The sequence below is a fragment of the Neobacillus sp. NPDC093182 genome, assembly GCF_044754045.1.
The window spans coordinates 207,041-222,907 of the sequence record NZ_JBIVOI010000005.1; the positions used below are offsets into that span (position 1 = coordinate 207,041).

General features: G+C 38.8%; 17 protein-coding genes. 13 read left to right on the forward strand and 4 right to left on the reverse strand.

Annotated elements, in window-relative coordinates:
• The first annotated feature begins 1 nt into the window (after position 1).
• Positions 2–1,291 (forward strand): Glu/Leu/Phe/Val family dehydrogenase, encoded by a 1,290-nt coding sequence (locus ACIQAA_RS11785; RefSeq protein ID WP_402619267.1) that lies wholly within the window; start codon positions 2–4, stop codon positions 1,289–1,291.
• Between the two features lie 38 nt (positions 1,292–1,329).
• On the opposite strand, the gene ACIQAA_RS11790 is transcribed toward ACIQAA_RS11785, so the two are convergent.
• Complete coding sequence (locus ACIQAA_RS11790) at positions 1,330–1,560, reverse strand: DUF378 domain-containing protein (protein WP_402619270.1); 231 nt, start codon at positions 1,558–1,560, stop codon at positions 1,330–1,332.
• Positions 1,561–1,689: 129 nt separating this feature from the next.
• Between ACIQAA_RS11790 and ACIQAA_RS11795 the strand changes: the two genes are divergently transcribed.
• The 7 genes from ACIQAA_RS11795 to ACIQAA_RS11825 all read left to right on the forward strand — a co-directional run bounded on the left by ACIQAA_RS11795 (position 1,690) and on the right by ACIQAA_RS11825 (position 9,022).
• The gene (locus tag ACIQAA_RS11795) at positions 1,690–2,853 is read left to right on the forward strand and encodes an iron-containing alcohol dehydrogenase (RefSeq protein WP_402619274.1); all 1,164 of its coding nucleotides are present in this window, start codon (positions 1,690–1,692) and stop codon (positions 2,851–2,853) included.
• Positions 2,854–3,214: 361 nt separating this feature from the next.
• Positions 3,215–4,561, forward strand: a complete 1,347-nt coding sequence (locus ACIQAA_RS11800) for a glucose-6-phosphate isomerase (RefSeq protein WP_402619277.1) — start codon at positions 3,215–3,217, stop codon at positions 4,559–4,561.
• Positions 4,562–4,650: 89 nt separating this feature from the next.
• Positions 4,651–5,055, forward strand: coding sequence for a YugN-like family protein (locus ACIQAA_RS11805; RefSeq protein ID WP_402619279.1), 405 nt, complete (start codon positions 4,651–4,653; stop codon positions 5,053–5,055).
• 138 nt (positions 5,056–5,193) lie between these two features.
• Entirely contained in the window at positions 5,194–5,352 is a 159-nt protein-coding gene (locus ACIQAA_RS11810; protein WP_402619282.1) for a Spo0E family sporulation regulatory protein-aspartic acid phosphatase, read from the forward strand.
• Between the two features lie 174 nt (positions 5,353–5,526).
• On the forward strand, positions 5,527–7,200 hold the full coding sequence (locus ACIQAA_RS11815) for a DUF6044 family protein (protein ID WP_402619285.1): 1,674 nt from the start codon (positions 5,527–5,529) through the stop codon (positions 7,198–7,200).
• Positions 7,201–7,219: 19 nt separating this feature from the next.
• A complete protein-coding gene (locus tag ACIQAA_RS11820; RefSeq protein ID WP_402619288.1) occupies positions 7,220–8,239 on the forward strand; it encodes a glycosyltransferase family 2 protein in 1,020 nt (339 codons plus the stop codon).
• A gap of 156 nt (positions 8,240–8,395) precedes the next feature.
• Positions 8,396–9,022 (forward strand): LysE family transporter, encoded by a 627-nt coding sequence (locus ACIQAA_RS11825; RefSeq protein WP_402619291.1) that lies wholly within the window; start codon positions 8,396–8,398, stop codon positions 9,020–9,022.
• A 40-nt stretch (positions 9,023–9,062) separates the two neighbouring features.
• Here the strand turns inward: ACIQAA_RS11825 and ACIQAA_RS11830 are convergent, their stop codons facing one another.
• The gene (locus tag ACIQAA_RS11830) at positions 9,063–10,424 is read right to left on the reverse strand and encodes an amino acid permease (RefSeq protein ID WP_402619294.1); all 1,362 of its coding nucleotides are present in this window, start codon (positions 10,422–10,424) and stop codon (positions 9,063–9,065) included.
• On the reverse strand, positions 10,408–10,581 hold the full coding sequence (locus ACIQAA_RS11835; RefSeq protein ID WP_402619297.1) for a hypothetical protein: 174 nt from the start codon (positions 10,579–10,581) through the stop codon (positions 10,408–10,410). The genes ACIQAA_RS11830 and ACIQAA_RS11835 overlap by 17 nt, the downstream gene beginning before the upstream one ends.
• Positions 10,582–10,807: 226 nt before the next feature.
• Here ACIQAA_RS11835 and ACIQAA_RS11840 point away from each other — a divergent pair, with 226 nt between their 5' ends.
• Entirely contained in the window at positions 10,808–11,563 is a 756-nt protein-coding gene (locus tag ACIQAA_RS11840) for a TraR/DksA C4-type zinc finger protein (RefSeq protein ID WP_402619300.1), read from the forward strand.
• A 324-nt stretch (positions 11,564–11,887) separates the two neighbouring features.
• On the opposite strand, the gene ACIQAA_RS11845 is transcribed toward ACIQAA_RS11840, so the two are convergent.
• Positions 11,888–12,106, reverse strand: coding sequence for a YozQ family protein (locus ACIQAA_RS11845; protein WP_402619303.1), 219 nt, complete (start codon positions 12,104–12,106; stop codon positions 11,888–11,890).
• Between the two features lie 91 nt (positions 12,107–12,197).
• On the opposite strand from ACIQAA_RS11845, the gene ACIQAA_RS11850 reads away from it, so the two are divergent.
• The 4 genes from ACIQAA_RS11850 to ACIQAA_RS11865 all read left to right on the forward strand — a co-directional run bounded on the left by ACIQAA_RS11850 (position 12,198) and on the right by ACIQAA_RS11865 (position 15,821).
• Positions 12,198–12,341 (forward strand): hypothetical protein, encoded by a 144-nt coding sequence (locus ACIQAA_RS11850; RefSeq protein ID WP_179595354.1) that lies wholly within the window; start codon positions 12,198–12,200, stop codon positions 12,339–12,341.
• Between the two features lie 25 nt (positions 12,342–12,366).
• On the forward strand, positions 12,367–13,251 hold the full coding sequence (locus ACIQAA_RS11855; protein ID WP_402619306.1) for a cation diffusion facilitator family transporter: 885 nt from the start codon (positions 12,367–12,369) through the stop codon (positions 13,249–13,251).
• 206 nt (positions 13,252–13,457) lie between these two features.
• Positions 13,458–14,396: a magnesium transporter CorA family protein gene (locus tag ACIQAA_RS11860; protein ID WP_402619309.1), complete on the forward strand. Its 939-nt coding sequence runs from the start codon at positions 13,458–13,460 to the stop codon at positions 14,394–14,396.
• Between the two features lie 159 nt (positions 14,397–14,555).
• Complete coding sequence (locus tag ACIQAA_RS11865) at positions 14,556–15,821, forward strand: S8 family serine peptidase (RefSeq protein ID WP_402619312.1); 1,266 nt, start codon at positions 14,556–14,558, stop codon at positions 15,819–15,821.
• The last annotated feature ends 46 nt before the right edge of the window (positions 15,822–15,867 follow it).

Here is a 15,867-nt window from a genome sequence, read left to right on the forward strand (position 1 = left end):
AATGGGGAAGAATGATGTAACAAATAGTGCAGGTGAAAACGATAAAGATAAAGAAACCTTAAATCTACTTACATCCACACAGATTGTTATTCATGATGCATTGCAAAGACTAGGACTTCCAGAAGCTGCATTTGAGCTGTTGAGAGAACCTGTACGGATGCTTCATGTGCGAATTCCGGTTCGGATGGATGATGGTTCAGTTAAAATTTTTAGCGGCTATAGGGCACAACATAATGATTCCGTTGGACCGACGATTGGTGGTGTTCGCTTCCATCCTAAGATAAATGATGATGATATTAAGGCTTTGTCGATGTGGATGAGCATGAAATGTGGAATTGCTGATTTACCATTTGGAGGCGGAAAGGGAGGTATTATATGTAATCCTCGGACCCTTTCATTTGGTGAACTTGAGCGCTTAAGCCGCGGATATGTTCGCTCCATTAGTCAAATTGTTGGTCCAACCAAAGATATCCCGGCACCGGATATGTATACTAATTCTCAGATCATGGCCTGGATGATGGATGAGTACAGTCGTCTGAGGAAGTTCGACTCTCCTGGTTTTATAACAGGGAAGCCCCTTGTCCTAGGGGGGTCAGAAGTTAGGGAAGAAGCGGGGGCACTGGGTGCAGCCATTTGTATCGAAGAAGCTGCAAAATTACGAGGACTTCCTATTAAGGGGGCCCGGATGATTGTTCAAGGTTTCGGTAATGCAGGCAGTTACATCGCAAAATTCATGCATAAATCGGGAGCAATTATCGTTGGGATTTCGGATGTATATGGTGCCCTTTATGATCCGGATGGCTTAAATATTGAATATTTACTTAGCCGCCGCGACAGCTTTGGTACTGTTACCTCCTTATTTGATGGAACGATTACCAACGAAGAATTACTCGAACAAGAATGTGATATTCTCGTACCCGCGGCTATTTCAAATCAAATTACAGCCAAGAATGCTCAAAATATTAGGGCAAAGATTATCGTGGAAGCTGCTAATGGTCCTACAACGAATGAGGCAACAAGAATTCTTTCTGAACGAGGAATACTGCTTGTTCCCGATGTTCTAGCTGGAGCTGGAGGAGTTACTGTCTCATATTTCGAATGGGTTCAAAATAAGCAGGGGTTTTATTGGGATGAAGAGGAAGTTGCAACGAAATTACGTGAAAAAATGATCAGTGCGTTTCATCAAATAAATGAAATTTCAATCCGTAGCCATGTAAATTTACGTACAGCTGCCTATATGGTCGGTGTACGAAAAATGGTAGAAGCCTCTGAGTTTAGGGGATGGATATGAAAAAATCCTTGCAAAAGTAATGCAAGGATTTTTTTTGCTTATCGATTTGTATCTGTTTGTGGTTCTCTAACATGCTGTTCATTTGGCTTGAACAGCAGCCCTAGGTTAATAAGTCCAGCGATTCCGACTAAGCCATATATAATTCTAGATAGTGCTGAATTATCGCCAAAAATGGCTTCAACTAAATTAAATCCAAAAAAACCAATTAATCCCCAATTAATAGCACCAATGATCGTAAGGATTAGAGCAATTCTTTGAATTGTACTCAAGGTAAATTCCTCCTATCAGTATACTTTCAATAATAGGTTGCTGAAATTGAGAAGAAATATTCATCTGTGTAACCTTTGCAAAAATTTTTTTTTTCAATAATAATGGGTTGTGGAAAGGATGTGCATATCATGCAAAATTTTACGTTTTGGAATCCAACCAAATTAATTTTTGGTAAAGGACAACTTGAACAGGTAAAATCTGAAATTCCTCGTTATGGAAAGAAAGTACTTGTGGTGTACGGCGGTGGGAGCATAAAGCGAAGCGGTCTCTATGACAAGGTTATCAACTTATTGAATGAAATCGACGCACAAGTGTTTGAATTACCTGGGGTGGAACCGAATCCTCGGATTACAACGGCTCGTAAAGGGGTAGAAATCTGTAAAACCGAGGGTATAGATGTACTTTTAGCTGTTGGAGGCGGCAGTGTGATTGACTGTACGAAGTTAATTGCAGCAGGTGCAAAGTATGACGGTGACGCTTGGGACTTGGTTACTAGAAAAGCAGCGGTAAATGAAGCATTGCCATTTGGGACAGTCCTTACATTAGCGGCTACTGGTTCAGAAATGAATTCTGGCTCCGTTATTACTAATTGGGAGACAAATGAAAAATATGGGTGGGGAAGCCCTTTTACTTTTCCGAAATTTTCGATTTTGGATCCTGTACATACTTTTTCCGTTCCACGGGATCAAACTATTTATGGAATTGTCGATATGATGTCCCATGTATTAGAGCATTATTTCCATTTGGAAGAGAATACATTATTCCAAGATCGCATGTGTGAATCATTACTCATTACTGTTATGGAAACTGCACCTAAATTGCTTCAGAATCTCGAAAGCTATGAACATCGAGCTACCATCCTTTATAGCGGGACTATGGCTTTAAACGGTATTTTAAATATGGGCTATCGTGGGGACTGGGCGACACATAATCTTGAACATGCTGTATCAGCAGTTTATGATATCCCGCATGGCGGGGGGCTTGCGATTTTATTTCCACACTGGATGAAACATAACCTTAAGGTAAAACCAGAACGTTTTAAACAGCTTGCTGTAAGAGTCTTTGGGGTTGATCCAGAAGGTAAAACAGCTGAAGAAGCCGGACTGGAAGGTATACAAAAATTACGTGAATACTGGAACAGTATTGGTGCACCTGCTAGCCTAGCAGACTATAACATCGATGACAGCAAACTAGAAATAATGGCAGACAGAGCAATGGTTTATGGTGAATTCGGAAACTTCACAAAACTAAACAGAGAAGACGTATTAACCATTTATCGTGAGTCACTTTAATTATTGGCTGTGTTAAAGGAGACTATTGATTTTAGAACCTGTTGATTGGAGCGGAAGGCGCTTGACTCCTGCGGGATGAACGAGCTGAGTGAGACCCCGCAGGTCGGAACGACCGAGGAGGCTCACGGGCGAGCCCGCGGAAAGCATAGCGCCTGGAGCGCAAATCAACAGCCAAATTTAACACAGCCTAATTAGTAGAAACGGGCACTTATTGGTGTCCGTTTCTTTTTTCGACAAAATCTGATGAATGTAAAAAAAATGGCGAAAATGGGTACGCTTACATAGGGAGACCCTTCTTGATAATCTGTCCAGCTTTCGTTAAAGTGAGAATTGAAAATAAATTTATTGGAGGATTACATACATGACACACATACGTTTTGATTACTCAAAAGCGTTAACCTTCTTCGCAGAGCATGAAATTACATACTTGCGTGATGCCGTAAAGGTTGCCCATCATTCCCTGCATGAGCAGACAGGTGCAGGAAGTGACTTCTTAGGCTGGATTGACCTTCCTACAAACTACGATAAAGAAGAGTTCTCACGCATTAAAAAAGCGGCGGAAAAAATTAAATCAGATTCAGATGTACTCCTCGTAATTGGGATTGGCGGTTCCTATTTAGGAGCAAGAGCTGCAATTGAAATGCTGCAGCACAGCTTCTATAATGCCCTTCCAAAAGAAAAGAGAAAAACACCGCAAATTATTTTTGTAGGTAATAACATTAGTTCAACCTATATGAGAGATGTTATGGATCTTCTAGACGGGAAAGACTTTTCTATAAACGTTATTTCAAAGTCGGGTACGACTACAGAACCGGCTATTGCCTTTAGAATTTTCCGTAAGCTTCTTGAGGAAAAGTATGGGGTGCAAGAAGCACGTAAGAGAATATATGCTACAACTGACAAGGCCAGAGGTGCTTTGAAAACCTTAGCCACCGAAGAAGGTTATGAATCTTTTGTGATTGCAGATGATATTGGCGGACGTTACTCTGTATTAACTGCGGTTGGGTTACTGCCAATTGCTGTGAGTGGTGCTGACATTGATAAAATGATGCAGGGAGCCGCTAAAGCTCAAGAAGAATACAGCACTTCTGAACTTGAAGAAAATCAAGCCTATCAATATGCTGCTGTAAGAAATGCTCTTTATAATAAAGGGAAAACAATTGAAATGTTAATCAATTATGAGCCTGGACTTCAGTACTTTTCTGAATGGTGGAAACAGTTATTTGGAGAAAGTGAAGGAAAAGACCAAAAAGGAATTTACCCTTCTTCCGCTAATTTCTCAACTGATTTACATTCATTAGGACAATATGTACAAGAAGGCCGTCGTGATTTATTTGAAACAGTCATTAAGGTAGAAAAACCTCGCCATGAATTGACCATTGAAGAAGCTGAAAGTGATTTAGACGGTTTAAATTATCTTGCAGGACAATCCGTAGACTTTGTAAACAATAAAGCATTCCAAGGAACCATGCTTGCACATACAGATGGAGGCGTACCAAACTTAATCGTATCCATACCTGAAATGGATGAATACACATTTGGCTACCTAGTCTATTTCTTCGAAAAGGCATGTGCAATGAGTGGATACCTGCTAGGAGTAAATCCATTCGACCAGCCAGGAGTTGAAGCTTACAAGGTCAACATGTTTGCATTATTAGGTAAGCCAGGATTCGAAGAAAAGAAAGCAGAACTTGAAAAAAGACTGTAATAAAAAAGTAGAGTACTGAGAAATTCAGTACTCTATTTTTTATCTTTTTTGGGAAAACTAATAAATAATGATGAAAAGGGGGCTGTATGATGATTGAAATACCATCAAGTGTAGAAGGTAAGCAGTTTGATTTGTATAAGCTCGAACAAATGCTAAAACCAATCGGATATTCAATCGGCGGTAACTGGGATTATGATCACGGTGCCTTTGATTACAAAATAAATGATGAAGTAGGCTATCAGTTTTTAAGGCTGCCGTTTTCCGCCATAGACGGTCAATTAGACGCACACAGCTGTACAGTTGAGCTTGGAAGACCATTCCTGTTGTCTCATAAGTATCAAATCGGTCTTGATGACCAAGTCTCAGCAGGCACCTTGAATCAGTTCTCTGAACCCGTTGATAAGGATGCAAGCTTTCCCGAGCAGTATATTGAAACAGGAAAAGTCCTTGTCAAAGAACTTGAATCTATATTGAGTTCTGAACAATCCTCATAGAAGTATGAATATTGTACTAGTATAATGTTCACGAAAGATACAATTTTTTTTATTTAGACTACTTGTTTTAAAGTGAAAAATTTCTTAAATTAAGGTTAATAATATAAATAAGTTATAAACATGAAAAGAGGTTGAGCCGTGGAAACGAGCATGAACTATTTGTTATCTGATATTGAAAAAACAAGAATTGAAATGATTGATTTAGCACGACAATATGGATATTCAAACCCAAATGTGGTTCAATGCAGCCAAAAGCTCGATCTTCTTTTAAATGTTTACGAAAATAAACAGAGATAAAACACTAAAACCCATACTAAAAGTACCTTCCACTAACATGGAAGGTATTTTTTTAGCTATAACGAGTATTTCGTATTAACACTTAAATTAGGAAAACATTTGTTTAAAAGGAATAATTTCCATTCCAAATGCAAACTTTATTAAACAAGAAAGAAGGCTTACGAGGTGTAATGAGTGTTCACTGAAAAGAAAAAAGAGCTAAGATGGATCATTTTTGCTTTACTAATTTTAACAATATATCTCTCCCCACTCTTTATTCTCCAAGAAAATGCTCATATACGTGTTCATGATAACTTGGATTCGAATTTAGCATGGTACAAAGTTCTTGCCAAGAGTGGTCAACTGTTTGGTGAAGTTAATGCTGTAATCCCCCAAATAATTAACGGGGTCCCAAGAAATGCATTTGGAACGGAATACAGTATTATCGTCTGGCTTTATGCCTTGTTCCCAACCATGATTGCTTATGGTCTCAGTCAAGCTTTAACCAGGGTAGCTGCCTTTATCGGTATGTATTTACTATTAAAAAAACATTTCCTTCCTGGTGAAAGATGGGGCTTCCTGCAAGTAGGGGTATCGCTGGCATTTGCATTAACCCCCTTTTGGCCATCAGGCATGCTTAGTACGTTGGGAATGCCGCTGGCACTGTGGGCTTTCCTTAATATCCGAAATGGAGAAGGCACTAAGAAAGATTACATAGTTCTTACGCTAATTCCTTTTTACGCTAGCATCGTCTTAGGTTTTTTCTTTTTCCTAAGTGCAATGGGGATCTTTTGGCTCACGGATGTTCTTAGAGGAAAAGGGTGGAATCTTCGTTTCTTTTTATCTATTGCCTACATGACTTGTATTTTTATGCTGGTAGAATATCGATTGGTTAATTCCTTTTTATTTTCGACAGAACCAAACAGCCGTGATGAATATTTTCACGCGTCCTTACCCTTATGGAGGGTAGTCAGGCTGACCTTTAAAAATTATGTTTTGGGGCATACGCATGTTATGACTGTACACGGACTCTTTATTCTGCCTGTGATGTTTATAGCACTTTATTTTGTCTACTCCAAGAAACTCTGGAAACAGGAAAAACTATTTGTCTTTTTATTTGGATTAAACTTTTTGTTATCACTGTGGTATGCGTTTTGGTTTTATAAAGGCTGGTTACCTTTAACTAAGAAATTCCATTTTATGGATACCTTCAATTTTGCCCGCTATCACTTTTTAAGACCGATGGTTATTTATGCTGGATTTGCCCTATCATTAAAAATTCTTTCACTTCAAGGGCGCAGCTGGGCGAATACTGCCAAATGGTTTGCCGCCGCTCAAATTCTTTTGCTTTGTTTATTTAATGATGAGATCATCTATCACAACAAACCAACAGTAGGAGAATTTTATGCAGAAGAATTATTTACAGAGATCAAAGAACACATTGGTGAAGAACAAAAAAATTACCGGGTGGCCAGTATTGGCATTCATCCTGCCATATCCCAGTATAATGGTTTTTATACATTGGATACTTATAATAATTTTTACCCATTATCCTACAAGCACCAATTTAGGAAAATAATTGAGGGAGAGCTGGAGAAAAATAAAACCATTCGCAAATATTTTGATCAGTGGGGAGGCCGCTGTTACATCTTTACTGCACAGCTTGGAAAAAAATATATGATAAAAAAAGACTCCAAAAGGAAATTAAAGGACCTGCACTTAAATACAACCGTATTTAAACAGATGGGTGGTAAATACATACTATCGGCACTGCCTATTGCTAATTCAGAGAGAATTCAACTAAAACTGGATAAAATATTTGAATCAAAAAACGCTGCATGGAAGATTTATTTATACAAGACTATGTAAACATCGGGGGTTATAACAGATGATCGAACCTGTCTTGACGATTGTTGTGCCTTGTTATAATGAAGAAGAAGTATTACCTGAAACCATGAATCAGCTCGACCAGCTCGTAAAACAGTTAATAAGCGAACAGCTCGTTTCTAACCGCACAAAGATTTTGTTTGTGGATGATGGGAGTAAGGACCGGACCTGGGAAATGATTTATAAAGCAGGATTAAGAAATGAGCATTTCCGAGGTTTAAAACTATCAAGAAATGTGGGCCATCAAAACGCGTTATTAGCAGGCTTGTTCGCTGCTAAGGAGATTTCAGATTGTGTTGTCTCTATCGATGCTGACCTACAAGATGACATTGAGGTTATTCGTGAATTTATCCATAAATTTAATGAAGGCAATGAGATTGTTTACGGCGTCCGAAAGCGCAGGGACACAGATACCTTTTTTAAGCGGAGCACTGCTCAAGGTTTTTATAAGATTATGAAAAAAATGGGTGTCGATCTTGTTTATAACCATGCGGATTTTCGTTTAATGAGTAAACGGGCAGTAATGGAATTAGAAAAATTTAAAGAAGTAAATCTATTTTTACGCGGAATAGTTCCACTCCTCGGATTTCGCTCAGATATCGTTTACTATGATCGTAAAGAAAGACAAGCAGGTGAAACGAAATACCCATTAAAAAAAATGCTTGCGTTTGCTTTTGATGGAATTACATCTTTTTCAGTTTCGCCGATCCGGTTTGTATTGTTTATCGGGTTTGTTTCCTTTTTCCTAAGCCTGTTATTTGGGTTATACTTCTTAATGTTAAAAGTATTGGGGGAAACTCAGACAGGCTGGACGTCAATGATTACTTCTATCTGGTTAATTGGCGGCTTACAGCTAATTGCGATAGGATTAATTGGAGAGTATGTAGGGAAAATTTATACAGAATCAAAGCACCGTCCCAAGTTCATCATTGATATTGATACCTTCTCACTGCCGGCTGCTCGTCATCATTTAATGAGAGATAGTGAAGGGGAAGAGTTCTATAAAATTGAGCATAGATAAATATCTGAGTCAAACTAAATCCTATAGTATGATCAAATGAAGAGTTTTCTTTCTAAAGAAGGCTCTTCTTTTTTGAAATAAAAGTGGTACAAACCCTCCTTCCTGAATAGAAATTGAAAGACAGGCTTGTATTTTTCAATTCAGGGAGAGATTAGGATGAATGTATTTTTGAGTTATATTTTACTAGGATTGTCACTAGCTGCTCCGATTGGTCCGATAAATGCAGCTCAAATTGATAAGGGAATAAGGCATGGTTTTATGCATTCATGGCTTATTGGGGTAGGGGCCGTTGTAGCAGATGGTGTTTATATGTTGGTTGTTTATTTGGGAGTTGTTCACTTTCTTGAAACTCCTTTTATGAAAACTTTTTTGTGGTTATTTGGCTGCTTTGTCTTAACTTATACCGGAATTGAGACCATGCTTTCAGCAAATAAGCTGAAAATAGGAGATAATAGGAAGGATGAACCATTAGTAAAATCCTTTTTATCTGGCTTCTTTATGTCCATATCGAATCCGTTGACGATTTTATTTTGGCTCGGGATTTACGGCTCTGTTCTTGCCAAAACAGCTGCGACCTATGAAACGAGTCAGTTAATACTTTATAGCAGTGCCATCTTTATTGGATTATTACTATGGGATATCACAATGGCAGGTATTGCAAGTAATTTCCGGAAATACTTAACATCTCGGCTGCTTGTAGGGATTTCCCTTTTATCAGGCGTATCCTTGATTGGATTTGGTATTTACTTTGGGTTTCAAGCATTCAATGTATTATTTGGATAACAAAAAAAGCCAGCATAGCAAAACGCTGGCAATCAAGATTTTAAGCGGTTGGCCAAGGGCTAAATACCTTGCCTTTTTTCTTTTTCTTTTTCCATTTAAGATTCATGATCAAGGTTATGCACCCAATAATACCAACGAATGCTAGGCTGATGAAGAAGCCTGGTCTGCTTGTGCCATGAAATAAGGTACCACTAACTGCGATTAATATGAACAGAATACCCAATGAGTATTTGATTTTATCTTTTGCGGTGACCTCTAATAGTTTCCATGATGAAGCTAAAATAAAAATCCAATTGTAGAGAAGCATTAGCCCAGCAGCAGTAGTAATGTACTCATACACATGTCCAGGCATTAATAATGCGCACACAATGGATGCTGATATTCCTAGTACTGTAATGAGCAAAGTGGGGATTGGGACCTTTAGTTTTCCTTGTTTGCAAAATAATCCAGGTGCGTCCCCTTCTTCAGAGAGTGTAACAAGTATGCTGGTAACGGCAAAAAGGGAGGCTACCATGGTTGAAAAACCGGCAATAATTAATGCTCCATTAAAAAGATGTGGAATAAAAGTCAAATTGTAATTATCTAATGCGTTAACAAAGGGACTTTTCTCGCCATTAAATTGATTCCAAGGCACCATTAAGACAGCGAGACCAATCGAAAGCATATAGATAATCATAAGCGTCAATAACATTACCTTTCCAGCTTTTGGAGCTTCCTTCGGATTCTTTAACTGTGTGGCCATTAATCCTAAAATTTCAATGCCTCCAAACGCATAAAAAGCAAAAATAACACCAGACCATAATCCTAAAACACCATGTGGAATTAAATCCTTTTGGCTATCAGGATATTGTATTGGTCTGTCTCCATCAATGACTCCAAATATCGCCAGTAAAGCAATAATCACAAACATTAATATCGCTGCTATTTTTAAAATGGCAAGAACATTCTCTAATTTGTTTAGAATACTTACACCGATTAGGACCACAACAAGTCCAAGCAGGGCATATATACCAGCAAAGACCCATAGTGGGATTTTTGGGAACCAAAAACGTGAAAAAATAGAAAGTGCCGTCATTTGACTCCCCATAATTAATACTTCTGATATCCAATAGACCCATCCGCTGCTAAAACCAGCCCATCTCCCAAAGGCTTTTTTCGCATAGGACCGAAAACCGCCTTTTAAGGGTTCTTTTGCCGTCATTTTTGCAAGGGCATCAAAGACAAAATAGGTTCCAGCAGCTGCAAGAATGAAGGCAATTAAGATGGCTGGGCCCGTCATTTTTATAGCGATACTTGACCCTAGGAAGAATCCTGTACCAATGGTACATCCCACCCCAAATAACGAAAGCTGCCACCACTTCATATTGCCTTTCTCTTTTGCAGCGCTACTCGACTTTCCCATTAGTACTTCTCCCAGTTGCTCCTACCGATTTATCCGTAATTTCCTGATTATTATACTCAGGGTCATTCTTTCCACGCTGCCGATTGGCACCACCTAAATAGACGCTTTGATGTTCCTGCTGTTCTTTTCTGAATTTATCAAAATTTTCATTTACCATGTATGTCCCCTCATTTCCTTTCTAATATCTTTCTATATGTTAAGATACACGCTCACAAAAAACTTATTCAGTGAGTTCATTGGAGTAATTTAGGATTTTGTTGGAATCAAGAAATTCATTACATAATCGCCGCCTAAATCAATGAAAATAAAAAGGTACAAGACAAAGTTGAAATATATAAAATAGGCGATAAAGAAGGCAATAGACCTTGAAAGGGGTTACCTATATGTTAACGACAGAACAACTTGCTGGGTTTCGTTTGCAATTATTAAAGGAAAAAGAGGAAATCGAAGAGCGTCTCGAACAAAATGATCACTACGGTTTTGAACGAGGGCATTATCATGAATCGATGGGGGAGTTATCAAGTTATGATAATCATCCTGCTGACGAAGGTACAGATTTGTACGAGCGTGAAAAGGATATTGCATTAAATCAACATACAGATTTGCAGCTATTGAATATAAAAAGAGCGCTAGAAGCAATGGAAAATGGGACATATGGAAAATGTGAGGTATGCGGGAAAGAAATCTCTTATGAACGTTTAGAAGCTTTACCTAATACAACCTATTGCAAAGAACACAGTCCAGATCAAGATATCTCACATGACCGTCCTATCGAAGAAGGCGTGTTAATGCCGCCATTTGGAAAGTTTGACATGGATTCCAAAGATGAGAATGTTGCCTTTGATGCGGAGGACTCCTGGCAGATTGTTTCTCAATGGGGGACATCCGATACACCATCGGACCTAGCTTTTCCTCAAGAACATTATAATGATGTTAATAATGAACCCGATGAAAATGAGGGGTATGTGGAAGACTTTGAAAACTTTGTTGGAAATGATATGTATGGAAACAATATAACGGTGTATCCAAATCCACAACATCAACGGTATGAAGAACAGCTGGATGAAGAAGGGATTATGACAAGCTTTGGAGATTTGCCAGCATACGAACATGATCCATATGTGGATGATGATAAATAAATAAAGAGAAAACAGCTTTCGCTTGGAAAGCTGTTTTCTCTAATTTTTAAATATAAGTGAGCATATGTTCTACTTTGAGAATTGTCTAGCATCAGCGCCTAGGGGCTCGGGGGCATAAGCGTGTCTAGTTGCGGCTCCTTGGGACTCGAGTAATAAGCCACCCCATGAAGAAGGCAAAAAGCGCCTTCTTGCATGGTTCGTCTTATTCCTTCGTCCCAGGTCAGTCGCCTCCACTTTTCTGACAATCCGTCAAGAAGGTAAAGACCAACCTTCTCGCCGGCTCGTCTTATGCCTGTCGCCCCTGAACAAGGCGCTTAAGCTTTTCTATTTGTTTCTGTAAGGTTTTTGGGCAATCTTTAAATCTTTACCGTTTAAATCATCATCAATATCTGCGCCTATTTCGCCTTCGGTATAAGCGTCACTTGCCTGTTCGTGTGTGGTTGCTAAACCTGTGGAAATTACGTCGTTTTTTTGGTAATCGCTGGTTTCGTAAATTCGTCCAGCGAGATCAGTACTATTGTTGGCAGAATTTTTTTTATCCATGCTGTACACTCCTTTTTAATAAAATTGGTACAACCGTATTTTCTACTTATTATTCGAGGATTACTCATAAAAATATCAGGAGCTGATTTATATGAACAAAGATAAATATCCATCGAGGGAAGAATTGGACGAAGCGTTTCATTTTCTCCATGATGCCATTAATAGGATTACAGTCGAAGAAGAAGAGGAAGAAATGAAGATGGAGGCAAATGGGAATAATCAGATGGAGAAATAGAATTTTTTTGAGGTGGACTTGAAGGATGAGGGAATCCCTAGCGAAGAAAATTGCCTGGATTAGCGTGATTAGTAATATCATCTTAACATTAGGAAAACTTTTTATCGGCTGGTATGGAAATAGTGATGCGGTTTTTGCGGATGGTATTCATTCCGCTGCAGATGTTTTTGCATCGGTCATCGTCCTGCTGGTGATTAAAATTGCAAACAAACCAGCTGATAATGAGCACCCCTATGGTCATGGCAAAGCAGAGGTCATTGTATCAGGGATTGTAGGGATTTTGCTTTTTCTCGTTTCGATATATGTTGTATATGAGGGGATCTTGGGCTTCTTCCATGAAGTAGAAACACCAAGCTTCTTAGCCATGTGGGTAGCCATCATTTCTTACATTACAAAAGTTATTTTGTATCGTTCATCATTAAAGGTGGCGAACGAACATAATAGTAAGGCAATCGAAGCAATTGCTTTTGACCACAAAGCAGATATTGTTGCTTCGATTGCGGCAGCTATTGGGGTTCTCCTTTCAATTATTGGGGAACGCTTTGATATTTTATTCCTGCATTATGGCGATAAAGCAGCCAGTATATTTGTAGCCTACTTAATCTTTAAAATTTCAAAAGAGATGTTAATGGAAGCTTTTGATATCTTACTCGAAAGGAACATTGACGCCGGAACGCTGCAGGAATACATTAATGTAGTGAATGAATTCCAAGAGGTAAAGAGGATTGATCGAATTAGAGCGAGAGAACATGGCCATTATATTTTAGTTGATCTTAGAATATCAATTGACCACTTTAAAACCATTAAGGAAGGTCACGATCTTGCTAAGTTAATAAAGAGGAGATTGATGGAGAGGTACGACAACATCGACGAGGTATTAATTCACTTAAATCCTTATTTTCCAGAATAAATCTTGTTTGTGCTTTTTTGATTTTGGGTTTATGATAATGAAGTAATTAAATGTTGAGGAGTTGATATTTTTGAGTTATGCAATAGACCCGGACCCTAGTAGTAAGGGGGAAGTCAGCGTTATCTTTGAATTGGATTCTTCAGGAATATCAGCTCTTAAGAAGGTAGTATGGCTTCCTCAGAAAAAGTGAGTGAGGAGGTTTTATCATGTTGGAGATTTACAAAAGCACTGAAACAAAAGTACTTGAACAGGTAGAGAAAATTTCAAAGGGCTGCTGGGTAAATATGTATGCCCCAACCGAAGAAGAAATTAACAGAATTGCAGATGAAGCTAACATTTATGTTGACTTTATTAGAGATGCCCTTGATGACGAAGAACGCCCAAGAATTGAGCGTGAAGATGGGCAGGTTTATATCATTGTCGATTACCCCTATATTACGCATGACGATGCAGGGTTCCCCATCTATGAGACCATCCCAGTTGGGATTGTTTTAACGGATGAATGTATTTTGACTGTATCGTTAAAGGATACGCCAATCCTAGAAGTTTTTAAGAATAATAAAATAAAAGAGTTTTATACTTTTAAAAAGAACCGATTTGCCCTCCAAATCCTGGCAATCATTACATCCTATTATCTCCGGTATTTAAAACAAATTAATAAAAGAACAAACGAGATCGAGCGAGAACTTCATCAATCGATGAAAAATAAAGAACTTTATGCCTTTTTAGCATTAGAAAAGAGTCTTGTTTATTTCACGACTTCCTTAAAGTCGAACAAAGTGGTGTTAGATAAAATTCTTCGTTTTAGTTATATTAAAATGTACGAGGAAGATAAGGATTTATTAGAAGATGTTATGATTGAGAAAATCCAGGCGATTGAGATGGCGGAGACGTACAGTTCTATCCTTAGCGGGATGATGGACGCATTTGCTTCCATTATTTCTAACAACGTAAATATTGTGATGAAATTTTTAACATCTTTCACGATTATTCTTTCGTTTCCAACGATTGTTTTCAGTTTTTACGGGATGAATGTTGATTTACCGCTGCAAAATAGTCCACATGCCTTTTGGATATCAATAACCGTCGCATGCGTATTATCGACGTTAACCGCATTAATTTTTTGGAAAAAGAAATATTTTTAATGTATTAACAATCCGTCCTCATAAGGGGACGGGTTTTTTTACTTCTCTAAAAATTTCCCAACTTTTCTAGGTAGATTCTCATGTTTTTATTCTGAAAATTCTAAATATAATAAGAGAACAGGTACAAGCCTGAAGTTGAAAGAGTAGGGGAGAATAGAGATGAAAAAGAGAAGAGTCGTAGGAGCATCAGTACTTAGCCTTGTTATGGGGGTATCCATGTTCGCAACAGGTGCCTTTGGTCAGCAGCCGAACAGCCAGGAAGAGTCTTTGCGGGTTATCATTCAAGGACCATCCGCTGATAAGGCGCAAGCAAAGAAAAATGTTGGGGTACGCTGGGATTTTGGGTCAGACGGATTTACTACAACTGTTAACAGCAAGCAATACCAGGCATTATTAAAAAACAAAAATTTAACCATTGAAAAAGTAGAGGAAGTTCAGCTTGTCCCTAACAAAGAAGCAGCAGCTAAGCCAGGTGGTTCCACAACTTCTGGACCAAGCGATCAAACACCATGGGGGATTCAAGCCATATATAATGATTCTGCTATTCAGGCAACCTCAGGTGGCAATGGAATAAAGGTAGCCGTCCTTGATACTGGTGCAGCTACTAGTCACGCAGATCTATCAAATAGAGTTGAGCAGTGTAAGGATTTTACACAGAATAAAACACCGCTTATCGATGGAAGCTGCTCAGATGGAAATGGTCATGGAACGCACGTTGCGGGTACAGTACTTGCAGATGGCGGAAGCACGGGACAGGGGATATATGGTGTTGCTCCAGAAGCTGACCTTTGGGCATATAAAGTATTAAATAACCGCGGCTCCGGCTACTCAGATGATATTGCCTCCGCGATTCGTATGGCAGCAGATGAAGCCACTCGTACTGGTTCAAAAGTAATCATTTCTATGTCATTAGGATCTAGCGCCAAAGACACCCTAATATCAAATGCTGTAGATTACGCCTATAGTAAAGGGGTATTAGTGATTGCAGCTGCTGGAAATGATGGCCCAACAAGCAACACAATTGGATATCCGGGAGCATTAGTTAATGCAGTAGCAGTAGCTGCCTTAGAAGATGTTCAGCAAAACGGTACATATCGTGTCGCTGATTTCTCTTCACGAGGAAATCCAAATACAGATGGTGACTACATCATTCAAGAACGTGATGTAGAGGTTTCTGCCCCGGGAAGAGCCATTGAGTCGACTTGGAATGATGGTTCCTATAACACAATTAGCGGTACTTCAATGGCTACTCCGCATGTTTCAGGTTTAGCTGCAAAGATTTGGGCAGCCAATCCTTCATTAACACATACACAACTTCGTACAGAGCTTCAGAACCGAGCTAAGATTTATGATATTAAAGGCGGAACAGGTGCCGCCACAGGCGATGATTATGCTTCGGGATTTGGTTTTCCAAGAGTGAAATAAGTAACAAAAGCCATCTGGTTTTACTGACAGGTGGCTTTTTACTATC